Annotated in this window: 21 protein-coding genes; 7 read left to right on the top strand and 14 right to left on the bottom strand. The window is 51.6% G+C overall.

Annotation, left to right across the window (positions count from 1 at the left end):
- Positions 1 to 90: 90 nt before the first annotated feature.
- From P40081_RS10260 to P40081_RS36305, 5 genes are all read right to left on the bottom strand, one after another.
- A complete protein-coding gene (locus P40081_RS10260; protein WP_042135230.1) occupies positions 91 to 783 on the bottom strand; it encodes an ABC transporter permease in 693 nt (230 codons plus the stop codon).
- Positions 776 to 1,693 (bottom strand): ABC transporter ATP-binding protein, encoded by a 918-nt coding sequence (locus P40081_RS10255; RefSeq protein WP_042135228.1) that lies wholly within the window; start codon positions 1,691 to 1,693, stop codon positions 776 to 778. The genes P40081_RS10260 and P40081_RS10255 overlap by 8 nt, the downstream gene beginning before the upstream one ends.
- A 142-nt stretch (positions 1,694 to 1,835) precedes the next feature.
- The gene (locus tag P40081_RS10250; protein ID WP_042135226.1) at positions 1,836 to 2,771 is read right to left on the bottom strand and encodes a sensor histidine kinase; all 936 of its coding nucleotides are present in this window, start codon (positions 2,769 to 2,771) and stop codon (positions 1,836 to 1,838) included.
- Positions 2,768 to 3,511 (bottom strand): response regulator transcription factor, encoded by a 744-nt coding sequence (locus P40081_RS10245; protein WP_042140931.1) that lies wholly within the window; start codon positions 3,509 to 3,511, stop codon positions 2,768 to 2,770. Before P40081_RS10245 ends, P40081_RS10250 begins: the two co-directional genes overlap by 4 nt.
- A gap of 21 nt (positions 3,512 to 3,532) precedes the next feature.
- A complete protein-coding gene (locus P40081_RS36305; protein WP_052421755.1) occupies positions 3,533 to 4,432 on the bottom strand; it encodes a DUF4362 domain-containing protein in 900 nt (299 codons plus the stop codon).
- Positions 4,433 to 4,861: 429 nt separating this feature from the next.
- Here P40081_RS36305 and P40081_RS10235 point away from each other — a divergent pair, with 429 nt between their 5' ends.
- Together P40081_RS10235 and P40081_RS10230 are read left to right on the top strand one after the other, a co-directional pair.
- Positions 4,862 to 5,860, top strand: coding sequence for a phosphodiester glycosidase family protein (locus P40081_RS10235; RefSeq protein ID WP_081969903.1), 999 nt, complete (start codon positions 4,862 to 4,864; stop codon positions 5,858 to 5,860).
- A 6-nt stretch (positions 5,861 to 5,866) separates the two neighbouring features.
- Positions 5,867 to 6,877 carry a bifunctional glycosyltransferase family 2/GtrA family protein gene (locus tag P40081_RS10230; RefSeq protein ID WP_042135223.1) on the top strand — a complete coding sequence of 337 codons (1,011 nt, stop codon included), beginning with the start codon at positions 5,867 to 5,869 and terminating at the stop codon, positions 6,875 to 6,877.
- 84 nt (positions 6,878 to 6,961) lie between these two features.
- Here P40081_RS10230 and P40081_RS39760 read toward each other — a convergent pair whose 3' ends face one another.
- The 5 genes from P40081_RS39760 to P40081_RS10200 form a co-directional block, all read right to left on the bottom strand.
- Positions 6,962 to 10,108: an S-layer homology domain-containing protein gene (locus P40081_RS39760; RefSeq protein ID WP_052421754.1), complete on the bottom strand. Its 3,147-nt coding sequence runs from the start codon at positions 10,106 to 10,108 to the stop codon at positions 6,962 to 6,964.
- A gap of 237 nt (positions 10,109 to 10,345) precedes the next feature.
- Positions 10,346 to 10,957, bottom strand: a complete 612-nt coding sequence (locus P40081_RS10215; protein WP_042135222.1) for a uridine kinase family protein — start codon at positions 10,955 to 10,957, stop codon at positions 10,346 to 10,348.
- 140 nt (positions 10,958 to 11,097) lie between these two features.
- Positions 11,098 to 12,228 carry a glycoside hydrolase family 88/105 protein gene (locus P40081_RS10210; protein ID WP_231575320.1) on the bottom strand — a complete coding sequence of 377 codons (1,131 nt, stop codon included), beginning with the start codon at positions 12,226 to 12,228 and terminating at the stop codon, positions 11,098 to 11,100.
- Between the two features lie 40 nt (positions 12,229 to 12,268).
- Entirely contained in the window at positions 12,269 to 13,297 is a 1,029-nt protein-coding gene (locus tag P40081_RS10205) for a dienelactone hydrolase family protein (RefSeq protein ID WP_042135218.1), read from the bottom strand.
- An 18-nt stretch (positions 13,298 to 13,315) separates the two neighbouring features.
- Positions 13,316 to 14,206, bottom strand: coding sequence for a pectinesterase family protein (locus tag P40081_RS10200; protein ID WP_042135216.1), 891 nt, complete (start codon positions 14,204 to 14,206; stop codon positions 13,316 to 13,318).
- 73 nt (positions 14,207 to 14,279) lie between these two features.
- Here P40081_RS10200 and P40081_RS10195 point away from each other — a divergent pair, with 73 nt between their 5' ends.
- Positions 14,280 to 15,146, top strand: coding sequence for a helix-turn-helix transcriptional regulator (locus P40081_RS10195; RefSeq protein ID WP_042135215.1), 867 nt, complete (start codon positions 14,280 to 14,282; stop codon positions 15,144 to 15,146).
- 32 nt (positions 15,147 to 15,178) lie between these two features.
- Here P40081_RS10195 and P40081_RS10190 read toward each other — a convergent pair whose 3' ends face one another.
- The gene (locus tag P40081_RS10190) at positions 15,179 to 16,636 is read right to left on the bottom strand and encodes a glycoside hydrolase family 28 protein (RefSeq protein WP_042135213.1); all 1,458 of its coding nucleotides are present in this window, start codon (positions 16,634 to 16,636) and stop codon (positions 15,179 to 15,181) included.
- A gap of 18 nt (positions 16,637 to 16,654) precedes the next feature.
- Positions 16,655 to 18,220 carry a glycoside hydrolase family 43 protein gene (locus tag P40081_RS10185; RefSeq protein ID WP_042135210.1) on the bottom strand — a complete coding sequence of 522 codons (1,566 nt, stop codon included), beginning with the start codon at positions 18,218 to 18,220 and terminating at the stop codon, positions 16,655 to 16,657.
- A 200-nt stretch (positions 18,221 to 18,420) separates the two neighbouring features.
- On the opposite strand from P40081_RS10185, the gene P40081_RS10180 reads away from it, so the two are divergent.
- On the top strand, positions 18,421 to 20,655 hold the full coding sequence (locus P40081_RS10180; RefSeq protein WP_042135208.1) for an AraC family transcriptional regulator: 2,235 nt from the start codon (positions 18,421 to 18,423) through the stop codon (positions 20,653 to 20,655).
- Positions 20,656 to 20,770: 115 nt separating this feature from the next.
- On the opposite strand, the gene P40081_RS36295 is transcribed toward P40081_RS10180, so the two are convergent.
- Both P40081_RS36295 and P40081_RS10170 read right to left on the bottom strand, forming a co-directional pair.
- Positions 20,771 to 21,211: a hypothetical protein gene (locus tag P40081_RS36295; protein ID WP_052421753.1), complete on the bottom strand. Its 441-nt coding sequence runs from the start codon at positions 21,209 to 21,211 to the stop codon at positions 20,771 to 20,773.
- Positions 21,212 to 21,717: 506 nt separating this feature from the next.
- Positions 21,718 to 21,978: a hypothetical protein gene (locus P40081_RS10170; protein ID WP_042135206.1), complete on the bottom strand. Its 261-nt coding sequence runs from the start codon at positions 21,976 to 21,978 to the stop codon at positions 21,718 to 21,720.
- Positions 21,979 to 23,057: 1,079 nt separating this feature from the next.
- Between P40081_RS10170 and P40081_RS10165 the strand changes: the two genes are divergently transcribed.
- From P40081_RS10165 to P40081_RS10155, 3 genes are all read left to right on the top strand, one after another.
- Complete coding sequence (locus P40081_RS10165; RefSeq protein WP_052421752.1) at positions 23,058 to 24,038, top strand: ABC transporter permease; 981 nt, start codon at positions 23,058 to 23,060, stop codon at positions 24,036 to 24,038.
- A 12-nt stretch (positions 24,039 to 24,050) separates the two neighbouring features.
- Positions 24,051 to 24,935 carry a carbohydrate ABC transporter permease gene (locus P40081_RS10160; RefSeq protein WP_039304534.1) on the top strand — a complete coding sequence of 295 codons (885 nt, stop codon included), beginning with the start codon at positions 24,051 to 24,053 and terminating at the stop codon, positions 24,933 to 24,935.
- A 141-nt stretch (positions 24,936 to 25,076) separates the two neighbouring features.
- On the top strand, positions 25,077 to 26,621 hold the full coding sequence (locus P40081_RS10155) for an ABC transporter substrate-binding protein (RefSeq protein ID WP_042135204.1): 1,545 nt from the start codon (positions 25,077 to 25,079) through the stop codon (positions 26,619 to 26,621).
- The last annotated feature ends 61 nt before the right edge of the window (positions 26,622 to 26,682 follow it).

The following is a 26,682-nucleotide window of genomic DNA, read 5'->3' as shown; positions in this document are numbered from 1 at the left end:
TTGGAGCGCTTGTTCAACTAAACAGAAACAATGCCGCCCCTGAAGGGACGGCATTCATCTCATACAATCACAGCGGCTCAGCCTTGCCCGTCAGGCAACATCCTGATGCTCGATATTCCGGATCGACAGATACGCGATTCCCCCACCGACCAGCGCCAGCGAGAGTGAAATCCAGATCAGATTGCCCATCCGGAAGCTCCCGTTTCCGAAGCCGGATGAGATCAGCATGACAATCAGGACGGCGGAGACAATGGTAGCCGGTACGGATTTGCGGCGCATCCCGAAGTATAACGGAATCAGTGCAATGCCTGCCGCGTAGAGCGCATCCGTTCCGGCCTTCAGCAGGTTTGCGGTGATCAGATCCTGTGATACAGTACCCTGAATCACGTCAGACATGAAATAATCAATGCCGGTGAGGATACTGCTGATTGCAATATCAGACAGGAAAATGCTCAGGAACGTAAACAGAAAGACGATAATCAGCTTCGCAGCCAGCAGCATCTTGCGGGGAACCGGGTACATGAACAGCACAGTGATCGTATTATTCTTGTACTCGTCGATTACCAGCTTGCTTATCAATACGGAGGCGAAGATGATAAATGTTGCTTTTACAAAAACGAACACACCATCAAACAAATCAGGATACGTGCTGAATTCCCCTTCGTTAAGCGATGTAAAGGCGATAAGGACCATGAAGCCCAGAATGGCGAGATCGGCAATCAGCACACTTTTGAGAAAATTGAATTTGTTCTTACGCAGCTCCAAACGAATTAGCTTAAGCATTGTGGGCACCTCCCATCAGTTCTACAAAATGATCTTCCAGCGAATGATGTTTCTTGCTCATACTTTCCAGCTCCACATCTGCTTCGGCCAGCGCCTTGCTCAGCTCCAGCTGCGGAATATCATCATAGATCCGGATGGTGCGCGGGTCGAGCACTTTATAATTGGTTAAGCCCAGCTTATGCTCCAGGATGTAGACGGCCTTGGTGCACTCGCCTGTAATCAGCTCAATGTACTGTGTATTCTGGTTACGGATCGTATCCATCGCCAATTGCTCCACCAGCACGCCTTCGCGGATCACGCCGATCGTGTCGGCAATCTGTTCGATCTCGCCCAGAATATGACTGGAGATCAGCAGGGTCATGCCGTATTCCCGGCTCAGCATCCGGAACACCTCGCGCAGCTCCTTGATGCCGAGCGGGTCCAGCCCGTTGATCGGTTCATCCAGAATGAGCAGCTCCGGCTTGGTCATCACCGCTCTGGCAATGCCCAGCCGCTGCTTCATCCCCAGGGAGAATTGCTTCACCGGTTTCTTGTCCACTGCACTCAGCTTCACCAGCTCCAGCGCTTCCTCCATCGCTTGAACATCATAATATCCCATGTATTCACCATGCAGCGCCAGGTTCTCGCGGGCACTCAGCTTGTCGTAGAAGACCGGATATTCAATGATGCTGCCCATGCGCTTTAGCATTTCATAAGAGCGGGGGGTCATTTTGTCTCCGAAAAATTCAATCTCGCCCGCCGTCGGCTTCACCAGATTCGTAATCATTTTCATCACCGTCGTTTTGCCGGCGCCGTTGGGTCCCAGGAACCCGTAAATTTCACCCTGCTTAATCTCCATATTCACGCTGCGTACAATTTCCTTATCCTCATAGACTTTGGTTAAATCCCATGTCCGGAGTATCGTTGTCATGTCCGTTATCCCCTTTGACTTCTTCTTTGTCTTCCTGGTATTTATTCTACAGGGCGGAGTTTGCTTTTTTATTACTTGAATCTTACGAAATTCTTAAGCTGCGTAAGGATACGCAGACCGCCCCGCCAGAACCGGAATTATTTCAGAAGGTCAGCCGCTGAAAAGAAAGCGTAAATGCCGTCCGGACGTACGGCTTGCTGCTTAAGGAAATACGGCCGTTCATCTGCTCGGTGAGCCGCTTGGTGATGGTCAGCCCCAGGCCGCTGCCCTGGTAGTCGCGGTTGCGCGAATCCTCCAAGGTATAGAGCCGCTCGAACACCTTGTCCTCATGGCCTTCGGCAATGCCTTTACCCCGGTCCCACACTTCTATACACACCTGACCGGCATCGCTGTACAGCTTCAGCCCCAGGGCCCCTCCGGCATCACCGTAGGCAATAGCATTCGACAACAGATTGGACAACACCCGGTCCAGCGCATCATCGTTGCCCATCATATAGAGCGGCTCATCCGGTATCTCGATCTGCACATCAGCACCTTTGGCACTGAGAATATCGTAGAAAGCAAGAATATTCCTGCGGCAGACCTCGCCCAGCTCCACACGTGACAGCGGGATATCCCGGTCCCCTGACTCCAGCTTGGCCAAATCAAAGAAACGGTTCATCAGCGTAATGACTTCCCCCGCTTTGGCATGAATGGTGCGCAGAATACGTTCCTGCTCTTCCGCTGGCATGTCTTTATCATGCAGCAGGGTCTCAATATACCCCAGCACCACCGTCAGCGGGGTCTTCAGGTCATGGGAGATGTTAGCCAGCATACTGCGCATAGACTTCTCCAGCCTGGCCCGTTCTACAGCTCCCTTATGATTGACATCCAGCAGCCGGTTCAGATCGGTCAGCAGGATTTGCAGCTCCGGACTGCTGCTCATCAGAAGCAGCCGTTCATGCGAGCCGCGCTCCACAATACTCTCCAGCTTGGTATGAATATATTTCAACTGGCGTGCATGCTGCCGCGAATGCATTACTTGCAGGACAAGGACCAGCAGTAGCAGCGCAATGATGATAATGAACAAGGCTGTCATTGCTGCATATCTCCGAGCTTATAGCCGATGCCCCACAGCGTTTTGATATATTCCGGATGAGAGGGATCGTCCTCAATCTTCTCGCGCAGTCTGCGCATATGTACATTAATTACATTCTCATCCCCGAAGTAGTCATCCTCCCAGACCAGATTGTAAATCTGCGCCTTGGTGAATACCCGCCCGGGGCTGCTGACAAACAGCTTCAGGATATGGAATTCCTTGGCGGTCAGCTTCACTTCTTCCCCGTTCTTCTGCGCCGAGAAGTTATCCAGATCGACCGTTAGTCCACGCAGCTTAATCACCTTCGATGCCGGCTGCGGCTCCTCCCCGGCAGACGCCTGACTGCCGGCGGCAGCCTGGCTCCCTTGCGCTGCGTACCCGGCCCGGCGGATCGCCGCCTTCACCCGCGCTGCCAGCTCAATCATCGAGAACGGCTTGGTGATATAATCATCAGCGCCGAAGCCAAGCCCCAGCGCCTTATCTACATCACTGTCCTTCGCTGACATAATCAGCACCGGCACAAGGCTCCCGCTGCGGATCATCTGCAGCACATCCGTACCGCTGCGCTTCGGCAGCATCAGATCCAGCAGTACCAGATCATATGACGGACCGCCCACAAACTTCTTCACCGCCGCCTCCCCGTCAAATGCTGTCTCCACCTCATAGCCCTCTTTAGTCAAATATGAACCTACCATTTCGCTGATTGCCTCATCGTCCTCAATCAGCAGCACCCGCTGCAGCATATTGAACCTCCTGTAATCCTATTTGACGCCGCCTGTAGCAGCAGGCAGCTGTAAGTAACTATCCCCGGCTTCTACAAGCCCGATAATGTAATCTGCGGCCTCCGTCATGGTCTTGCCATCCCTGCCGGTATCACATTCGCTCCAGGCATAATGCCGCTCGGCACTATTGATCAGCACCGTCAGATCATAGCTCTCATACGGCTTGAGGTTGCAGCTTGTACTAAGCTCCTTCTCCCCAAGATAATTGGCCAGCACCAGCTTCCGGTAGATGCTCTGCCGGTCTGCCTGCGGCAGGGAGAAATCGCTGATTTCGATGGCAGTACCGTTCAACATATCTTTTACCAGGGACTGCTTCACCGTATTGATCTCATTCCTGTGATTAAACCCGTATTTGAGGATAAATTCAAACTTATCCTGCCGGCCCAGATCGAAGTCAACAGTGAGTAAATCCTGATTCACGGCCTCTCCCTCGCAGCCCTTCAGGGAGTACTTCAACTGATGCTTCTCCTCCGTCCGTACAAGCTCATCACAGCTGTAAGTCTTCACTTCACGGGGTCCGAAGGCATCCTCAGTGGTATCATAACTCAGCTCCAGCCGTCCGCCTTTATACCGCGTTTCAATAAAGATCGGATCGCCTTCAATCGTATACTGCACTATCCGCTGGCTGCCGCTTCCCCGTTCCATGAAACTGTCCAGCTTGTCCAAATTGCTGATTACGCCGCCGTTAGAGGATATGACATCCTCCTGCTGGTCAATCTTGTGACTGATGGCGGATGAGCCGCCACCATCAAATAACGAGCAGCCTGTAACCAGAACCAGCAGAAGTAGCGCCGGAAGAGCTGCCCTGGACAACCTTTTGAACAGTACAACCATTATTCTCAGCTTGCACAGCAGTTTTGAGACAGGCTTTACTTTCACGGCTGATGACCTCCCTGAAATCATGATCGGATGGAGCTTTTGTTAAAGTATACCAATGCTGCGGGCGCGATTCTACTACATTACTTTTTTATAAAATCATGCCCATAATACAACATTTTGCTTATAAAAGCGGCCGTAATCCGGAATTGTTGTATGGAATGCAGCTTTTCCCCTCCTCTAAGCGGTTTATCCTGACAATTGTTGTATTTCCTGCAACAATCCTCCCGAACACCAGCTATTTGCAATGCCAAGTTGTAGTACGTACAACATTAATGCAAATACAGCTCAACAGATTAACACATCATCAACAGATCAACCCTTGGTTACTCGCACATTCCGTTCCCCGCAGATACCGCCAGTTAAGATTCATTTAAGGAATGGCACTTATCATGAGCCTTAAGAACTTAATTGAAGAGGTGGTGCTTCGGTATGAAGTCACGCAACACACGCAATACAGGCAATACAGGCAACACTGCAATCCGTACCGGCAAACGAAAATTATTGATTATGATCCTCGTCATCCTCCTGTGCCTTGGCGCAGTGGTATATCGTCTGGCAGACCGTTATCTGATTGAGCATGTTGAGGTCGTCGTCACAGACGATACCGCCGGAACCGCTGGTACCGGCAGCACAGGCACAACAACAGCAGCAGCAACAACAGCTGACGTGAATGCAACATCGGATGACTGGAGCTACAGCAGTGACGATATCCAGGTAAAGATTGATCAGGTCCAGACGGGAAGCGGGTCAGACCAGATCACTTATTTTGTCGCAGATGTGGTCCTGAAGGATGCCGGCAGCCTGCGGTCCGCTTTTGCCGATAACAGCTTCGGTACGAATATTACGGAGGACACCTCGGTGATTGCCTCCGCTAATAATGCGATCTTCGCCATTAACGGAGATTACTACGGCTTCCGTGAAGACGGCGTGATTATCCGCAATGGAACCGTGTACCGGGATGATCCGGTGCGGGATGCGATGGCTCTGTTCGGAGACGGAACGATGCAGACCTATGATGAGGAGGAAGTCTCTTCGTCTGAGCTGCTGGCTGAAGGGGTTACGAACACCTTGTCCTTCGGACCGATTCTGATTCAGGACGGCAAGATCGTCAGTGATTTCAGCAGTGTCAAAATCGATAACAATTTCGGCAACCGTTCGATTCAGGATGCGAATCCCCGGACCGCCATTGGCATGATCGCCCCGAACCACTACGTGTTCGTTGTAGTTGACGGACGCAAGGAAGGCTACAGCCGCGGGATGACCCTTGCCGAGCTTGCTGATGTGATGGAAGGCCTCGGAGCTGCAGAAGCCTACAATCTGGACGGCGGCGGTTCCTCCACCATGTACTTCATGGGCCGGGTCGTGAATAATCCGCTGGGCAAAAACCAGGAACGCGGCGTCAGCGACATACTTTATATTAAGGAGTGAACCCGGATGACTGTACTAATCCCCGCCTATGAACCAGATGAACGGCTGCTGGATTTAATTGTGCAGCTGAACGAATATCCGCTAGGACCCATTATACTGGTCGATGACGGCAGCGGCCCGGCTTACCGGGGAATCTTCGAGCGGGCTGCGGCATTCGGCTGCACCCTCCTGACCCATAGGACCAACCTCGGCAAAGGTGCCGCCCTCAAAACAGGCTTCCGTCATATCCAGGAAACCGGACTGCACGGTAATGTGATCTGCGCTGATAGTGACGGACAGCATCTGCCCCATGACATCAAACGGATTGCCGAAAAGCTGCTGCTCCAGAGCAAACCCGGCATTGTTCTCGGGAGCCGCCGGTTCAGCGGAACCATTCCGCTGCGCAGCCGGTTCGGAAACACCGTGACACGCTCAGTCTTCGCACTAACTACCGGCACCAAAATCTATGATACCCAGACCGGCCTGCGCGGCTTCCCGTTCCAGATGCTGGACTGGCTGTGCCGGATTCCCGGCGAACGGTTCGAATATGAGATGAACATGCTGCTGAGCGCCCACAAAGAGGGTTATACTATTACTGAGGAGTATATCGATACCGTCTATCTGGAGGATAATAAATCCTCCCACTTCCGGCCGCTGATCGACTCCTTCCGGATCTATCTGCCGATTCTGATGTTCAGCACCTCCTCGCTGATCTCAGGCCTGCTGGACTTCGTACTGCTGTTCCTGTTCCAGAGCCTGACCCATAACCTGTTCCTGGCTGTCGCGGCCGCAAGATTATGCAGCTCAGTCTTCAACTACTCGGTAAACCGGAAGTATGTATTCAGCGGCAGCCAACAATCGCGCCTCCAGTCACTGCCCAAGTACTTCTCCCTCGTAGTCCTTGTGCTGCTGTTCAATTACGGGCTGCTCTACTTCTATAATGAGAAGCTGATTATCCCGCTGGTTGCAGCCAAGATTCTGACAGAAATCTCGGTCTTCGTATTCAGCTATTGGGCGCAGCGGAAGTTTGTATACTGAATTAATGCTACACGCAACAGAGCAGCGGCTCTCCTGTGACGGGAAGCGCTGCTCTGTTTTTTCATAGACTGCTGTATTCGTTTATTATTCCTTAGCCAAAGTAACGTCCAGGGGATCAACAAGCAGGCCCTCTTCAACTTTAAATTTACAATTTATTTCGATTCTATTAGGATGCTCGGCATCCCAATAGATGAATACATCGTATTCCCCATCCGGAAAATCAGCACCGAAAACCCCATTTTTCAGCTCAACTGTTTTGAGATAATCCTTACCGCCAAGACCACTGCCTAATTCAATATAGCCGTCCGGCAGCGGGGTCCCATCATCATATTTCAAAGTGCCGGTAACATTATTAGATGGCAAATGAATTACAAGCTCTTGCGGATCAGACTGCCCGTCCAGCACCGAGAAACTATAATACGGGAATTTGGCATTGTAGATGGAGTACATTTTTTCCGCTAAAATAAGTACCCGGTATGAGCCATCAGGCAAATAGAAATCATACAGGCCATTCTTAATCGTTGCTGCATACAGAAGCGGTGAAGCAGTGCCAACCTCTGTGATCACTAATATACCATTAACATATGGAGTTCCGTCCTCATTATAGATCTTGCCTGATATTGCTAAAGGTACTTTGATATCAATAGGCCCTGAGGCAGGTTCACCATTAACAATCTTTATCTGTGTACGTAAAGGTATACTTTCTGAATCCTTAGTGTTCAGCGTCTGTATGCTATAGTCGCCATCAGGCAAATAAAGATTGAACTTACCAGCAGTAACATCAACCTTATAAAGCCCGGTATTCACTGCACCCATATTACTTATTTCCAGCCAGCCATCGTGCATCGGGGAACCATCCACGAAGCTAATACTTCCTTCAATTTTGGGTGGCAATGTTATATTCAAATTGCTTTTCCCGTCAATGACCTCAAATGAATGATTAATGGTTAATTGTTTGTTAGTTTCGCCATAGATTAAGACTTCTACATTATAATGACCGTCCGGCAAATATAAGTTAAACTTACCTGCTTGGATTTCGGCACTATACCAGGCAAGCGGTCCGCTGTCTAAGCGCTTTACAATAATTTCTCCATTCTCCACCGCGGTCCCGTCCGAATACTGCATCGTGCCCGCCTGCTGCTCAGGAATGAGGATATGCACCTCTCTATCTGCCTTGCCATTCATAACGTAAAACATATAGTAGAGTGAAATAATCTCCTGTGTAGTTGTGGAACGCATGGAGTAAATCTTGTAGGGCCCGTCCGGCAAATCTATAGAGAATTCACCATTCGTTAGTACAGTGCTGTAAATCATATGATCGCTGTCCCGTTCCAAATACAAGGTACCGGAATCGGCAGCCTTCCCGTCTGCACGCTCAATGACCCCTTGTACAACCCCATGATCTACAATGGGCGGTGTGGGTGCCACCGTTGACCACGGTGTGGATATCGGTGTAACTATCGGCCACGGCGATGGTGACGATGACGGCGAAGTCGCTGCTGTTGGTGTAGCTGATGAAACCGGCGTTGCTGCCGCTGTTGCTACCGGCGTTGCTGCCGCTGTTGCTACCGGCGTTGCTGCCGCTGTTGCTACCGGCGTTGCTGCCGCCGTTGCTACCGGCGTTGCTGCCGCTGTCGCTACCGGCGTTGCTGCCGCTGTCGCTATCGGCGTTGGCTTTGCTGTTGGTACCAGCGTTGGCTTCACTGTCGCTATCGGCGTTGGCTTCACCGTTGGTACCGGCGTTGGCTCTTCGGTTGGTTCCGCCGTTGGTTCAGGCGTTGGTGCTGCTGTTGGCGCCGGCATTTCTGCCGCACTGCCTCCGCCTCCGCCTCCACCCCCGCCGCCAACTAATACGGCCGCCGTTGGAGTTACAGAAGACGCAGCAGCCGTTTTATCAGAACCGGCTATATTGATTTTCACATCTGCCGGAACGTCGCTGCCCACGGTAATTTTCCCTGGCGCATTCTCTATTGTAATGCCCGAAGCGTTGACGACTGCATTCCCGATGTTGCCTTTACCTGAAATTTGTATACCGGCGTTCATTATCATAGACTTGATACTGCTGCTATTGCTCAATTTATTACTGCCCGCTGTTTTATCAACATTGACTGACTCCACAGTGCCCCCGCTGATGTCAATGTTAAGACGTGATGCAAGAATATTCACAGCCTTGAAGTTACCTGTCAAAAGGATACGGGCATCCGCTGGAATTTCACGGGATAACGTGAGGGTGGTGATTGCAGCTCCGGTGAGTGTTTCTACGGCTGCAGCGGACTTGATCTGAATATCATTGATTTGGGTCTTTCCTTCAGCAACCAGTCTTACACTGCCATCCTTCTTGTCAATACGCACAGAACCCAGTGTCGAATCCGCAAGATGAATACTATTCGCCCCGCCGCCTTCAATCGCGGTGTTACCTCCTACCGTTACATTCAGGAGATGCACATCGCCTTCAGCTATGCCTTCTCCCAGCAGCAGATCTCCAGTAATGTTCATATTACGGAGTGTGATACCTGGCACATTAATTACTACATCACTGTCTACTTCGGACATTCCCGACATCGGACCGTATGTACCCGGCGAATCATAGATGATTACATATTCCCCGGAATCTGCATCGGGCAAGGATAAAGCTCTATCCAGGATGACTACCGTTTCCGCACGGGTTGCATAAGCAAGCGGGCGAAAATTCCCATCGCCGGAGCCTGTCATGATCCCCTGCTCGCTTACAGCCCGGATAGCACTTTTGCTCCAATCAGGACTTCCGGCAATATCCTTAAACTCAGGAGCCGCAGCCGATGCTGTCAGCTTGAGCAACTTGCTGATGATAACAGCCATTTCTTGACGGTTAATCTTCTGGTCCGGCTTAAAGGTCCCATCCGCATAGCCCTGAACGTAACCCGCGGCATTGGCCTGCAAAATACTTGAATAATACCACTTACTGCTGGAGATATCGCTGAAATTAACTTTCTTAGTCTCAGTGAATCCAAAAGCCCTATTAATCAAAACCGTTAATTCAGCCCGCGTGACCGGATGATCCGGCTTAAATTCACCATCCGGGTAGCCGGAGATCAGACCTTGATCCATCCACTTACTGATGTGCTCCTTCGCCCAGTTTCCGCTGAGATCCGATTCATTACCCGCAAAAGCTGCGCCGGCCGGCAGTATGGATAGACATACAGCTAGTACTCCTGCGATTACTTTTTTCCTTACCCTTTTTTGAATGAACAAGCTAATACCCCCGACTATGTAGTTATAAAAGCGCACAAATTATAAGTTACCTTCCCTCATCTATTACTTAAGACCTATTAATCCGTTAAAATTATAGCATGATTCCGGTCAATGATTGGTAATATTTTCGGATTTTATTTTTTCCATTCCAAGAAGCAAAAAATGGCCCCAACTCTCCATTTCACCGGAAGGCTGGGGCCGTAGCTGTGTATGACTTTCTTTTCGCCGAAACTAAGCTTAATCTTGATTCCTGATTACAATATCGAACTTCTCATGATGCGGATGCATGAATAATTCATACTGAATTCTGCGCTGTTCATGGGACTTCATTAAATACTGAATATCCGTCCCCCGCTCAGCCACATCACGGATTCCCCTTCGCCTAAGCTCGGTCTCCCCATCCGTATATAAGTAGACTTTGAGATCATACAGACTGGGGTCCGTAAAAGCCACGCTCATGCCTTCTACAATATTAATCTTGTTGTCAGAAGATAACAGCGTACTCTTGCTATAATGCGTGCCGATGGTATACAGGTCCAAGCCGTCCCGCAGCATACGGATGTCTCGTTCCAAAGCAGCCACGTTATGGGCGGCAGGGTGACAGGCGGTCATTTTGTCACGATATTGTTCATTGTTATATTCGTAGTCAATCCTTGCGTACCGCCTAAGAGCAGATCCGATAATGTAGGAGTCAGTATTCAGAACATTCACATTCTCTTGCCCCAAAAGACTAATCAGATGATGAACAAACGTCGTCTTTCCCGATGCCCCATGACCCGAAATCCCCACGATGACCCTCGCAGCCTGACCGCCAATCCACTTGGCTATTCTGTGTAATTCCTGATCCATAATTTCCTCCGCTATCCTTGTTAGAAGTATCCAATATCCTATACTATCACAAAAGGCGGACCGGGATCGGCTGCGATTATAACGATGTTGACGCTCAATTCACCGGTATTCAAGTATTCGTCTGCTCCGACAGCAGTAGCCTATTGCCCGTCAAGGTACTTCTCCACCTCAAGGGAAGCCAGCAATAATGGCGCAACACCCATCGGCGCATCAGAGACTACCGCCTCAGAAATGTAGTAATCATAGGAACCGTTCCGGTCCTTGCTGAGGCCTGCCCCGTGGCAGATCTGATGCAGATGAACACCTTGTTCGTCTTCGGTAACCAGATGCGCGAGGATGCCCCCGTAGCCTTTCAGCATCGCTTCCTTGAAGGAAGGCTCCAGGTAACGCAGCCGCAGGGCTTTGGCCATCGCATAGACGAACATGCAGGAGCCGGTGGCCTCGGGGTAATTGCCTTTGCGCCCTGCCTGATCAAGCACCTGATACCACAGGCCGGTCTCCTGGTCCTGAACCTCAAGCAGTGCACCGCACATCCGCTGGAAAATCCCGATGATCGTTCCCCGCTGCGGATGGGTGACCGGGAAATGCTCCAGGCAGTCCACGGCGGCCATGGCGTACCAGCCCATCGCCCGGCTCCAGAAGTGGGAAGAGAGGCCGGTGGACGAGTCCGCCCATTCCTGCTCTTTGGATTCATCCCAGCCGTGATAGAGCAGGCCGGTCCGCGGATCACGGGTCCGGCGCTCAATCAATAGCAGCTGATGAGCAGCTTCATCAATCAGCTCAGGACGCTGGAATACAGCCCCGTATTCGGCAAGGAACGGCGAAGCCATATATAGTCCGTCCAGCCACATCTGGAAAGGATACACCTTCTTATGCCAGAATCCCCCTTCTGAAGTTCGGGGTTGCCCAATAAGCTGCGCCGCCAGCAGATGAGCCGCTTCAGCGTAACGCGCTTCCCCGGTCTGCCTGTACAGGTAGAAGAGATTCTTGCCCTGGTTGATCTGATCCAGGTTATATTCCTCCAGCGAATAGGAGCGGATCGAGCCGTCCTCCCCGATGAAGCTATCCATATGCCGCTGCATGAAGGAGAGATATTCGGACTCCCCATGCTGCACACCGGCGCGGGCCACTGCCATCAGCAGCATACCGGGCACATAGGCCCAGCGCTCCAGGACATACTCATGTTCCCCGTGTTCATTGCATTGACTGATGAAGGTATCCGCGATTCTGCGGGACAAACCTGACGTTGTTGTTTCTGTGATAGACATCATTATTCCTCCTGTCGCTTATGTTCCAAGCCTAAGTCTGAGCTCAGGCACCGGCAAGCTGCTTCCGCAGCCAGGCATACGCCGGCTCCCCGTGTATTTCATGCCCTCCAACAAAAAAATCCGCCTCCACCTGTCCGCCATGCCCCGCTGCGTTATAGATCGCCTCCAGCCGGTCCAGGGCTTGCTTCGCGCCAGCCGGACCAAACAAAGGGTCGGCATCTCCCGACTCCAGGAACAGGCCGCGAGGTGCAATTAACCCAAGCAGATCAGGCATTTCCGCTTCCAGCAAAATGCCCGGAATATAATTATCCAGACAATGATTCCGCGTCAGTATACTGTCCGCAAACGTATTGGCATACCCGCTGACGACCGCACAGGTGAGCCTCTGATCCACTGCAGCCGTGAAGCCTGCGACCAGCCCGCCGCCGGATATGCCCATAATGCCTACTCGTTCACCGTTAACCTCTTCCCGCGTCAGCAGATAGTCGAGCGCCCGCATACTTTCATAGATCCGGTAGCCTGCCATCGTCTGTCCCGCCATCAATAGCGCAGAGGATAGGCGGAAGCAGGAATTGCGCCCGGGCTCACCGCTCTCCAGATCCTCTGCCAGCCGTCTGTCTCCGAAGCCGAGCACCTCGGGCGCTGCGACCACGAAGCCCTGCTTCACCAGCGAGACGGCAAAATCCTTATGCAGCCCCGGGTCACCCTGCCGCTGCGAGCCGTCCGGATTGAGGCCGGTAATCTCACGGCTGCCGTAGCCATGCCCATGAATAGCCAGAACAGCCGGGCAGGGAGAGGATAACGGCTGCCCCGGAATCAGAAGATACATAGCCATTCTAAGTCCTTCATACGTGGTAATCTCCACACGCTCACGTATATATCCGTTACAGGCTACCCGCTCAAGCAGCACAGGTGCAAGCGCTGCCCGTTCCTCCGGAAAGCCGCCAAGCCGTCCGGTAAAGCTTGCAGTAAGCTTTGCCCGCCACTCCCCGTGTGGAATGTCCTCACGGAAGGCAGCGTCCTGCGCTGCGGAAGCGGTCAATTGCTTCATATATTGTTCCAATGATTCCATCAGGGTTCCTCCTGGTTCTTAATAGCCTTCAGGATGCCAGCCGTCCAGAACGGTCAGAACCCGGTACTCCGCAGCTTCCTCTGCAGTTAACTGGCGCGACCATGCAGCGCGGCTCTCGGGACAGGCCCCTGGCCCGCTGCTGCCGTATTCTTCATAACGGCTGGTCTGCTCCCTGTCCGGCTGCCCCCAGTTATGCCAGCCTTCGCCGGTAACCGATTCGTCCATAACCGTACGGATGAAGGCTACATGTGCATAAGGCCGCCAGGGCCGTCCGAGATACACCTCACTGACCCCTTCGCCGCCGGTAATCCGGCAATTCAGGAATACATAGCCGAATGCAGCTCCCTCCGGTGTTGAAGCGGCTGTAATATAACCTCTGGACCGCTTATTGTGCAGATGGCAGCCCTCAAACAACGCCGTGGCGGCACCGAAAATATAATCAACATCGCCTTCAATATAGCAGTCGTTGTAGTATTGCTTGCCCTGCCCTGTATAGAGTGTATCCTGGTCACCCAGCAGACGAACACGCCGGAACACCGCCTGTCCGGCATCAACAAAGGCGGCCACCGCCTGTCCGGTTCCCGGACCGGAAGCGTTCCGGATGGTCAGATTCTCGGCTGTGAAGCCTTCCGCGAACACATTCAGGGTGCCGCTGCGGAAGGTACCGAGCGGTTCACCGTCCGCTCCCAGAGTGTGGGCATTATCATTCCAGGTAATCACGGTGGAATGCGGGTCCTCCCCCAGCAGCAGAATGGGCGGGGCTTCACGGACGATTGTAATCTTTTCCTCATAAATGCCGGGCTTGATCCGGATGGTTACGGCCTGCTTCTGCTGCGGCGGAATGGAATCCAGCGCCTCCTGCAGACTGCTGTATCCTTCCCCCGGACTCTTCGATACTGTAATTAACATGTGCGGCTCCTTTCATGGCGACCTCTATTTATTCTATAATAACCGTAACGGTTCATATGAGAAGAGGAGATTTATGACCAGCGTGACTAGCCCTAATCCGAAATATCATATAGAAGAAGGACGGTTCAGCATTCAGCATATGAAGCGCAAAGGCATCACTGCGATGCCGCGCCCCCACAGCCATGAACTCACCGAGCTGTACTATCTGACAGAGGGTGAGCGCGTATACTTTGTGGATGACCGGGTCGTTACGGTTCACAAGGGCGAGCTGATTCTGATTCCCGGCCGGGAGCTGCATGCTACTGCAAGCTCCGAAATGGCCGAATTCGAACGGATTCTGATCAATTACGACCCTGATCTGCTGCCCCTTGTGCTGCAAGGTGAAGCCTTGTGGTTTCAGAACCACCGCTACCGTCTGTTCAGGCTGACCCTGCGCGAACAGAATGAGGCGGAGACACTGCTGAACCGTATTTTGGAGGAAGCACGTGTTCAGCGGCCATTGTATGAAGCCATCATCGTAACTTTGTTCACCGAGCTGATGATTCTGCTCCAGCGCTCGGAGAGTACGACACAGGCCGGCGGAACGAAGCACCCGCTGCATCATCTGGTAACCGATGTCGCCACTTACATCCGGGGCCATCACCGCGAAGCGCTTACGCTGGAAGAGACTGCCGGACACTTCTTCATCAGCCCGTCTTACCTGAGTCGCGTCTTTCACCGCCTGACCGGGTTTCATTTCCGTGAATACATTGTTCATGTCAGAGTCCGTGAGGCCCAGCACCTGCTGGCCGGAACCTCCGCCAAGATTCAGGAGATCGCCTCCACAGTCGGCTTCGAGCATCTGTCCCACTTCAATAAAACTTTCAAAAGATCAACCGGGCTGACTCCGCTCCAATACCGCAAGGCATCCAGGTCGCGGGCGTCGTCCAAGTCTGAATGAAGGATAGAAGAATAGCGCGCCTCTCCCGGACATTAGCCTGGGCTCTCCGTGATCACGAGTTCTCCGGACCGGATGAGCTCTACATGGCTGCATTTATGCATCTTCACGGGCTGTGCTTCCTCTGTCCTTAGCCGGATCCGGTCCAGCTTCAGATTGCTGGCGTACCGCAGAACCATTCCCCGCTTGCTTATGGCGCTGAAATTCTCCACCGTCAGCTCAGCAAGCGGCATCTCCGGCAATCCGTTCACCAGCAGCGCAGTTGCCGCACCATGGCAGGTGATATTCCGGAGTGTGATATTCCGGAACTGCGGAGTCTCCTCCGTAACGGGGAAGGACTGCTCATCGTAGCCTTCAGAGCCCTCAACTCCCGCATAGAACATATGGAAAGAAACCGCCTCATGGATAATGCCTGTCATCCGGATATTCTCCATCCGGATATCCTCTACTACGCCGCCTCTTCCCCGGGCGCTTTTGAAGCGCAGCCCGATGTCCGTGCCGATGAACAGGCAATCGCTGACTCTGACCGCATGCACTCCGCCCGACATTTCACTGCCGATCACCACTCCGCCATGTCCGTGATATACCGTACAATGCCGGATCGTAATATACCGGCAGGGCATCCCTGCTCTGCGGCCTTCCTCGTCTTTGCCCGACTTCAGGCAGATGGCATCATCCCCTACATCGAACCGGCAATGCTCCACAAGGGCATGTTTGCAGGACTCCAGATCCAAGCCGTCCCCATTCTGTGAGTACCATGGATTACGCACCTGGATGTGCCTGACGGTAACCTGCTCACAGCCCATAGGATGAAGGCACCAGGCAGGTGAATTCTGGAAGGTGGCTCCCTCCAGCAGCACCCGCTTGCAGTTCCGCAGGCTTAGCAGTGCAGGACGCAGATAGGCCCGGGCAGGCAGATAAGCTTCCATTTCAGTCTGCCCTTCCTCCAGCAGCCGCCGGTAGTAGGCCTCTCCCACCAATGCTTCTCCAGAAGGCCACCACATCTCATTCTGCTCATCCAGTACTCCCCCGGAGGCAATCAGGCTCTGCCACTGGAGTTCCGTCATCTTGAAGCGTTTCACCGGGCGCCAGGCCTCGCCGCTTCCATCGAATATCCCTTCGCCGGTAATGGCTACATCACTGAGAGCTTCCCCATCCAGCGGAGCCTGACAGCGCCAGCCGGCATTCCCCTCATAATGGGAGAAGAGCAGCGGATACAGCGCGAAGTCCGGTTCGAAACATACGAGTGCCCCGCGCTCGGCATGCAGATTAATCCGGCTGTGCAGCGTCAGCGGTCCCGTACGCCATATTCCCGGCGGGATGATGACCGTTCCGCCTCCTGCAGCAGCGCAGGCATCAAGCGTATCCTGTATGGCAGCAGTGCGCAGCAGCTCTCCGCCTGCTGCGCCATAATCTGTAATCCTGAACGTCCGCTCCGGAATCCGCGGCAGTTCAGGTACAGGATAAGGATTGGAATCCTGCAGGCTGTTCATAGGCTTCTTCCTTCCCGTCTATTCAATTTCTTCATAGCTGAACCAGTCGAAATCGGCATAATTGGTGCTTGGCGCCCCTTGGGAACTGGCATACATGCCAATGTACGCCCCTGTGAATCCTCCGGCCAGGTCCGTGCTGAGCACTCTTCCGTCAGCCCGTTCATGTAATGCCGTCCATGAGCCGAATTCGTCGGCTCTATAATAGAAGCTGTAGTCCTGTCCTCTGGCCTCTGCCTTAAGCTGCACCTTGTCCTGCGGATAAGGCGCCGATGCCAGCAGCCGCTCGTCCCCTCTGCTGCGCACAATCAGCTGCAGCACCTGCTTCCCGTCCTCCAGCTTCAATTCATAGCGGAAGTGGTTGTCCGCATTCTGGATCAGGGCAAGTCCGGCGGTTTCACCTGGTGCCCCCGGTTTGAAGACCATTTCAGCTTCTGCTCTGAAGCTTAAGTGCTGCTGGCGTCTTCCAATGAAAGACGGATTGCTGATCTCTGTCAGCTGCTCCGGCTTGAGCTGCAGCCGCAGATGTCCCGGACGTTCAGTGAGGCTCCAGAATTCCCCGCGCGGTGTCCGCAGGAAGTTCCAGATGAGACTGAGTCCGGCTGCATCGAAATCATCACGCGCAGGCAGCTGCGGCCACTTCGTTTCCGGCAGATCAGGCGCTGCCGCTTCCAGCTCCAGCACGCCTTTGCCCGGATTCACTACAGGCCATTCATTCTCCCATTTCACCGGGGTCAGGAACGTTTCACGCCCGAGGTTGCGGTAATAGCCGCCGCAGGTCCGGGAAGCAAGACAGAACATCCACCAGTCTCCATGCTGCGTCTCCACCAGTTCTCCATGGCCGACATTCACGATTGGATATTCTCTGCCGAGATGGCGGTGGGTCAGAATAGGATTCGCTTTATGGCCTTCATAAGGGCCGGTCACGTTCCGGCTTCTGGCAATCGTGATAGCGTGGGTATGGCCGGTGCCGCCTTCGGCAATCAGCACATAATACCAGCCGCCGATTTTGTAGACATGGGGTCCCTCCTGCGCATGCCCCACCTTAAGGGCACCTTGCCAGATGCTGAGCTTCGGACCTGTCAGCTTGCCTTGCTCCAGGTCAATCTCCTGCAGCCAAATGTCCATATGCTTCGGATAATCCTGGCCTTCGGGAGGAACACGGTTGCCGGTGTAATATACCTTGCCGTCTTCATCGAAGAACAGGGAGGAATCGATACCCGGTGCATCCTCCAGCCAGACCGGATCTGACCAGTCTCCGGCCGGATCGGCGGCAGTCACATAGAAATTATGCTGATCCTTATTATTGTCCACGTAGGTTGTAATCATATAGAAGAGACCTTGATGATAACGGATGGTAGGGGCCCAAATGCCCATCGACGGAATCGTGTGGTCCAGATTAAGCTGGGACGGACGGTCAAGCACATGGCCAAGCTGGCGCCAGTTCACCAGGTCCTTGCTGTGGAAGATAGGAACACCGGGGAAAAATTCAAAACTCGACGTGACAAGATAATAGTCCTCACCTACGCGGATAGCGGAAGGGTCAGGGTAAAAGCCCGGCAGCACCGGATTGCGGAAAGTTCTCAATACAGAAATCCTCCTTCAAACGAGCAAAATGTAAGCATAACCAATTATAGTTCGTATAAGTTTAACTTTCTTGCTCTTTCTATGCTCTTTTTCCCGTTTTTTATACTTTCATGCTATTTGGGTCTATCTCCCTTCTTGTCAATGAATAGCTTGTCCCACTAGAATAGGTGTAGTAGGATTTACATAAAGGGGCGATCATCTTGGGAAAGAGAAAGAAACTGTATACCCGCTTTTTTATGAGCCTGACCCTGATCTCTGTCTGCTGTATTCTGGTACTGGCTATGGCGATATTCTACTGGTACCGGAATATTTCGATTGATAATGTCGACAAGGCTAACCAGAATGTGCTGTTAAATACTGAAACCGTATTCACGAACTATAAGGAAATTGTTCAGAACTATACGATGGACTTCTATGCCAACCCGAACATCAGTGCCCTGATGCGGAGCGGAGAGACGGACTGGAGTGACCAGCTCTACAGTGTCTTAAGCCAGATTCGCGGTGCGCTGGTCGTTAACCAGTATCTGGAGAACGCCTATATCTTCGGGGAGAAGGAACCTTCTGTCATCTATGAGAACATGCCGCTAAGCCCGGAAGCCAAGCTGGAGCTGGCCCGGAGGATGCGGAGCAGCCGTATTATTGAATCTCCCTTTGTGTGGCAAACCACCCAGAACAACGGCACGCCTGTCACTCTGCTGACCGTCTTTTATAACGACCGGGCCTTTGCAGACAGCGAATATTACGGCGCAGTTGCGCTGACCGTCAATCTCGCCAAGCTCCAGAACAATCTGTTCACTCAAAAAGAAGGCGGAACTACACGTTATGCCGTCATTGACCGGAATGGCGAAATTCTCATGCACAGCACACTCTCCGGCAGCACCTTACATCCGGAGATGCTGAAGCAGGTCGCTGCCTCCACCTCTGAAAGTGGCTCCTTCGTCTATAAGGGCAACGGAGACAAGCAGCTGATTACTTATGTGTATTCCGCGCAGGATAAGCTGTGGTTTGTATCAGAGATGTACTATAAAGACAGCATCCGTGAGCTTGCAAATGCCCGCAATCTGATGATTGGCCTCTGCCTGGCTCTAATACTGGCTGCTGCTCTAACTGCCAACCTGATTTCCCGGCAGATCTATAAACCGATCGGCAGGCTGTTTGGCAGCATCGCTAATATCTCCGGCAATGAAGAAGCCTTGAAGGCCGGCAGTGACCTGGATACCGTGAATCTGGAGCTGGAATCTATAGGTGTGAAGCTGGCACAGCTCAAGAAGGAGAGCGACGGCAGTGCCCTGATGCGCTGGCTGCTCTCCCCGCGCGGTGCGGCAGACCCTTCCGGCGTCCTCCCGATGATGGGCATCGGCGCAACGGAAGGTGCTTATTGTATCTGTGTACTGGCCGTGCTGGAACCGGGACAGACCGGGAATGCCCCGGAACCTGTCCAGGAAGTCATTCACCGGATTCAAACTGCATTCTCGGAGCTGGCCGAGGTTCAAATCTTCCGCCCCCATCAAGGGTCGGCCGTCCTTATTCTGAGTGAGCTCTATAGCGGAAGCTTCGGGGATTATGCCCATTACCGCAGTACATGGGAGGAGCTCGCTGCACTATGCCTTAAGTCCGGCGGCCGCTGCGCGTTCGGCATCAGCGGGCTGGAAAGTGATCTGGGCCTGCTGAAGTCCAAATACGCTGAAGCGGCAGACTGCATGCAGTATCTTAAATTCCATGCACAGCAGAATATCATATTCGCCGACGATACCGTCCATCTGAACAGCAGCCCGGTTCCAGACAGTGCGCTTGAGCCGGTACTGCAGGCGGTAAAACAGCCGGAGCTGGCCAGCCACATCCCGCAGGCTGTGGAAAGACTGCTGGCGGTAGCCTGCAGCTACCGTGCAGAGTCTGCTACCGTTGCTGTATCAAGGCTTGCCTTTGAGCTGAACCGTACGGCAGATCTGAGCAGCGGGGGCAACCGCCATTCCGGCTTTCTGGATGATTATCAGCAGGTCTGGCAGATTCAGAGCTATGACAAGCTGCGCGAGTGGATTGAATACAGCTGCGGCGCAGCCGTGGGCCGGATTGCCAGCATGAGTGCGGTGCAGACCCGGAGCATTGCCGCTGAGGCTGCCGCTTATATTAGGGAGCATTATAACGACCCCGCCCTGTCGCTTAATGCGCTGGCCGAGAAGCTGTCAGTCAGCCCTGCCTACCTCAGCAGGCTGATTGCCGAAGAGGTGGACAGCAGCTTCCCGGATTTCGTCAACCAGCTGCGGCTGGAGCAGGCAGAGCTGCTGCTGGTCACCGAGCTTGCGCTCGATATCCGCGAGATTGCCGGCCGGGTCGGATATAACAGCAGCACTTATTTTACAACCCAGTTCAAAAAACGTTATGGCGTCACACCGTCCAAATGGAGAATGAATCATATTTTGCAGCAGCAGGAGTAGCGGGGGCTAAAGAGGGATGGATAGGGGGAAATGAAACAGCGGCAGCCAAGGACGGATGAGGTCCTGGACTGCCGCTGGTTGTTGAGCTAAGTTTTTTACTCCTTGTGAATAAGGTCTACTCTCCCCAAGGGAATTTAAACCCGCCTAATCCATATGTACTATTAATTTGTTTAATATAATCTTGTTTATCAAAGTGAAACGTTTTTGAGTTATTCATTAATTGTTCTCTGCCGTCAATGAAAGTCCAAGTTACAATGTCTTTATTCATTTCAATAAATGAATATACTGCCCCACACCCCAGATCAGCACATGCAGGGCATATATATATTGAATTCTTTCCATTGGGGAAATCTGGCTGACTCAATAATATCAACCTTGAAATGTGTTTTTGCTGAAAATCCTCACTGCCCCACCCTAAACATGATACAAAGTCATAATGCTTAGCATACCTATCATATAAGGAATGTCCGTCAACTATAAAGTCCGCAAAACGTATGGGTCTCGGGTAACCATCCCTTATACGCATTTTAAATTCAATTTCCGATTTTTTAATCATCCTCACCTCTTTATGATAATTGCTCAACGAATCAATCTGATTTTATCAACAGTTCATTGAAAATTTGTGTTACCTCTGCATATCCGATGATCCTAGTGCCCTCCTGCATAAGAGTACCCATTAATTATTACGGACTAGGTCCAGCTTTAAGCCATAACACGTCATATCCCATATTCTCGAGTATTTCTAACCCATCACTGAACTCAATTCTGTTTGATCCACTCCACCCATTTTCCAGACCATACACTATAAACTGCTTCACTACTCCCGGGTAATTTAAGTTAAAATCTTCAATATCATCCGAGGCCGTCTTCTTTAAGTGAGCACCAACTAGCAGAGGACTTCCTGAGATTGGGTCATCCTCTTCATATATTCATCACCTATTGGAAATTCTCCGTTTGCAACATAATCTTCTTATCCAAACTCCAATCATTCTTAGCCAGATCCAAAGCTGCGTTCTTGATCAAATTTCTATTACAAACACTTCAGTTATGTGAGTCTTCTTCCTACTTCCCTCTTACAGCATCTATAATTGCTCTCTTCACATCATCACGGATTAAATGTATAGATTTAATAGACACATCCAATTTTTCTAGAGTTGTATCATTGTACAGCTGCTTTTCACCAAGTGAATTAAGCTCGCCAACCAGTTCGTCACCTAAGGATGGGAGCCCGCTCCGAACCTCTATTATGGAGAAATCATGGTCTTCAGTCTCTACAGCAAAAATCCCTAAACGCCGATACTCTGTATGCACACGACCTCTCATTATTTTATCTCCCTTCAAATTAAAACAATTGAAATTATTTATCTTTTTCTATGCGTAAAAGGATTATTTCCCTATGAACGATTGTGGATTTTGCCCAAATCTGTCGGCTTATCCTAACTAACTCTCATACCTTTTACACGGTACAGGTCTGTAAAGACTTAAATGTTGTACATATTACAACTCGGCGACCTATATACCCGGGTGTTTGGGCAGATCGTTGTATGAAATACAACAATTGTCCTGCTAAACCGCCCGGAGGAGGAGAAATGCTGCATTTTATACAACAATTTTGATTTACAGCCGAGATTTTAAGGAAAATGTTGTATTTTATGCAGGATTTTCGCGCCAGCCCCATGCTTTCTTCCTCAAGTCTATCATTTAACTTTTCAATCCACCATTTCATTCTCCACAGCTTCGCCTCTAATATAACGTCAGAAATAAATTAATGAAAACCACATTGGCAAATTGCCTAGTGAGGGTTTGTGGTTTGCGGTTTGCGGTTTGCGGTTTGCGGTTTGCGGTTTGCGGTTTAAAGTAACCAGCTACCTGTATGCATTAGACTTAACTGCACTTTGTACAACTAAATCGTCTGATTCCCCGCCAAATCTCCGTTTAGTTGTATTTCGTACAATTAAAACTGGCACTTGTTGATAGTTTCTCCCGTTCGGGCTGATTTAGTTGTACAGAATACAGTTATACGATGCAAGCCTACCTTTTCGCTGGTTTTAATTGTACAGAATACAACTATCTCCGAATTTTCAGTTGGAACGCTGAATACATAAATTGCTGCATTGAACGAACTCACCTCTTTAGCTCTGATGTTGTATTTATCTCCATACAAGGCACTTCCCCCCTTTCACATCCCTATTCCCCCGCTTTTATCAGGCATTTAACCATCCCAATTCAGAAAACTTCTGCTTTTTCTGTTTTTTTAAGCCCGCTCATTCCGCATTTTTTAACTTTTTCCCGTTTATTATGATAGCGTTTACATTCTGCGCCGGATTATGATTTGCCTTGTAAAGCGTTCTCCTGAATCACGGGATGAAATGATAACGCTAGCATAAAGGAGTGGACTGTATATGACGCAAGAGGCAACACCCGGCACACCGGGACAGCTTGTCCCGGCTACGCGGACTGTCAGCGCCCGGCGCTTCCGCAAATCCCTGAGGAAGGACAGCTCGCTGTATCTGCTCGCCTTGCCGGGCATCATCATTCTTATTTTATTTGCGTACCTGCCGATGAGCGGACTGATTCTCGTCTTCAAAAACTACAACTTTAACGACGGAATTTTCGGCAGCCCGTGGGCGGGCTTCTCCAACTTCGAGTTTTTCTTCTCCAGTATGGAGGATGCCCTGAGGGCGACCCGCAACACAGTTATGCTGAATGCGCTGTACATGCTGACCGGCACTTTTTTCTCGGTGGCTATCGCCATTATATTGAACGAGCTGCGCAGCAAGTGGTTTATCAAAATCACCCAGAGTGTCATGTTCTTCCCGTATTTCATCTCCTGGATCATTATCGGAGCCATCCTGTTCTCCCTGCTCGACTATGACAAAGGGATTCTCAACCAGCTGCTGCAATCGCTTGGCCTGTCGCAAATGGACTGGTATTCGAGCCCGTGGCTGTTCGTAGTGATCCTGGTGCTCGCGAATATCTGGAAAAGTGCCGGCTACGGCGCGATCATCTACTATGCGGTGCTGCAGGGAGTAGATACCTCCTATTATGAAGCGGCCCGGATCGACGGTGCCTCCCGCTGGCAGATTATCACCAAAATCACGATACCCATGCTGATTCCTTCAATCATCCTGATGACGCTGCTCGGAATCGGAGGCATGCTGAAGGGCGATCTGAGTATGATCATGGGCGTAACGTTCCTCAATCCGCTGCTGCTGCCCACTACCGATATTATCGACGTCTATGTATACCGCACGGCCATCCGTTCCGGTGAATTCGGCTTCGCTTCCGCCATTACGCTCTATCAATCCGTCTTTGGATTCATTCTGGTGCTGGTAGCCAACAAGCTGGCCGGCTGGTATGACAAAGACAGCAAACTATTCTAGGAGACCGATACGATGCAAACTACTGAAAACAAAGGGCTGGTTATTTTCTTCTATGTCTGTATTGCGGTATTCTCGGTCATTTGTCTGGTGCCGTTCGTACTGGCGGTATCCGGTTCTCTATCTACAGAGTCGAGAATTGCTGCGGAGGGCTATTCCTTCTGGCCCCGGGGGTTCACGTTCGAAACCTATCAATTCTTGTTTGGCTCAAAAGCAGAGCAGATTCTGCGGGCCTACTCCATGTCGCTGGTCGTAACAGTACTGGGCACGCTGACCGCTGTACTGGTGACAACTGCTTATGCCTACGTCATCTCCGTCCGGAATTTCCGGCTGAAGAACTTTTTCGCCTTCTTTGCCTACTTCACGATGCTGTTCAGCGGCGGCACACTGCCGTGGTATCTGCTGAGCACCAAATACTATCACCTTGGCGATACGCTGCTCGGCCTGTTCATTCCCTATGTGCTAAGTGTGTTCCTGATGTTCCTGATGGCCAACTACTTCCGCAGCATCCCGCATGAGATTGTCGAGTCGGCACAGATCGACGGGGCAGGCCATCTGCGGATTTTCTTCAGTATTATGATTCCGCTCGGCCGGGTCGGACTGGTGACGATTTCACTCTTTTATGCGCTCCAGTTCTGGAATGACTTCTATCTGCCGCTGATGCTGGTTAACAATCAGGATCTCTATACGATCCAATACCTGATGTACAACATGATGGCGAACATTCAGTTCCTGGCCTCCGGCAATGCCGCACAGGTGGGAGGCGCTATTATTGCCCCGCCGCTGGAGACTGCGAAGATGGCGATGACCTGTCTGACCGTTCTGCCGATCGCTATTTTGTATCCTTTTCTCCAGGGATTCTTCGTTAAAGGTATTATCGTGGGTTCGGTGAAAGGCTGATCCTCCGGACACATTGACCTAATATTGGTTGCATCAGGTGTGTGCTCCCATGCTCCGACATGTTGTACAATAAGCTTACGGGAGTACCGCCTTGGCAATATAAGCCTCACAGATTAATTCTAATTCAGGAGGGTGTTCATCATGACAAAGAAAAAAGGCTGGTTAAGTTTGCTCCTGGCAACTGTATTCCTGGTAAGCGGCTGTTCGCAGGGCAATAATGAAAGCGCTAACCCTGGTAATACGGACAGCAACAGCAATGGAGGCTCAGCACCGGCAACGGCGGCGGGCAGCGGGACTGAAGGCACGGCTCTGGCGCCGGCCAAGCTGAAGATCGTACTGTACGGGGACGAGTCGAACCGGATGAAGGAGCTGGCCAAGACGGAGTTCTATGATGTGATCAAAAAAGAAATCAATGCCGAGGTTGAATTTCAGTTCCTGCCCTGGACGGAATACGGCGGCGGCAAAACGGACCTGATGCTGTCGACCGGCGAAGATTTCGCGACCTATACGGATGCCAACTATATGGTGAAATCTGTCGCCAAAGGGCTCTACACGGACCTCACTCCCTATATCTCTGCAGCAGCAGCGGATTTGAGTGCGGCAGTGGACGAGGCTTCCTTCCGGGCCTTCCAGCTAGAGGGGAAACAATATGCGGTACCTGTAGGCAACAAACCGAATTCCGCTGAATTTTATAGTGTGCTGGTCCGGCAGGATCTGCTGGAGGAAGCAGGAATGACACAGGTCTCCTCCCTTGCGGAGCTTGAGCAATTTTATGATAAAGTCCATGCGCTACATCCCGAGCTGATCGGATACGCCAACACGGACGCCCGCAGAATGCTGCAATATGACTTCACCGACAAGAATCTGTACTGGCAAAATGATTTCATCGCCCTCGATGAGTCGGCCAAGGATGATCAGATTATCAACTGGTTCGAATCCCCAGAATTCAAGACCTATGCCGGTCTGATGCACGGGTGGTACGAGAAAGGGATCATTCCGAAATACGCCGCAACGAATGTGCCTCAGCTGCAGTCTGACTGGAACTCCGGCAAAGCAATGTTCTGGGCAGGAACCGCAGCACGTCCGTTCGAAGGCGCAGCTACCATCTCGCAGGCAGTGCCTGAAGCCAAGCTGGTCAATTATTTCCTGGGCACCGGCCGTCCAAAAATCAGCAGAGGCACCTACAGCACCGCCTTCTTCGTCTCTGCCGCAGCCAAGGACCCTGAGCGTTATGTCATGTTCTTCAACCTGCTGCAAAAAAAACAGGAGCTGTACGACCTGTTCGCCTATGGTATTGAAGGCACCGATTATACGCTGGATGCTAACGGCCGTCTGACCAAAATCAATACCGATTCACTGATTCCCGATTGGCTGCTGATGAACAAAAACTTCATGCGCTTTGACAACACCGTACCGGATGATTTCATTGCCGATTACAAAGCATGGGATGATGGAGCAATTATCTCCAAGGGCGCAGGCTTCAACTTCGACAATACTCCGGTCAAGAATGAAGAAACCAAGCTGAACGGCGTATTCACCGAATACCTGGCCCCGATCGGCAGCGGCTTCAGTGATTATGATTCTGCTTTCCCTAAGGCCCTTGAGCGGTTAAAAGCGGCCGGTATCGACAAATACATCGCCGAATACCAGAAGCAGTTCTCTGAATGGTATGCGAAGCAGCAATAGAATACGGCTCGAGTTGTATAGTTGTGCTCTACTGCTGTCTGATTAGGACAACCTTAATATG

The sequence above is a fragment of the Paenibacillus sp. FSL P4-0081 genome, assembly GCF_000758565.1.
In the GTDB taxonomy this organism is placed as follows: Bacteria; Bacillota; Bacilli; order Paenibacillales; family Paenibacillaceae; genus Paenibacillus_AQ; species Paenibacillus_AQ phytohabitans.
The sequence above is the reverse complement of the archived record's forward strand: the minus strand, read 5'-3'. Positions and strand labels throughout refer to the sequence as shown.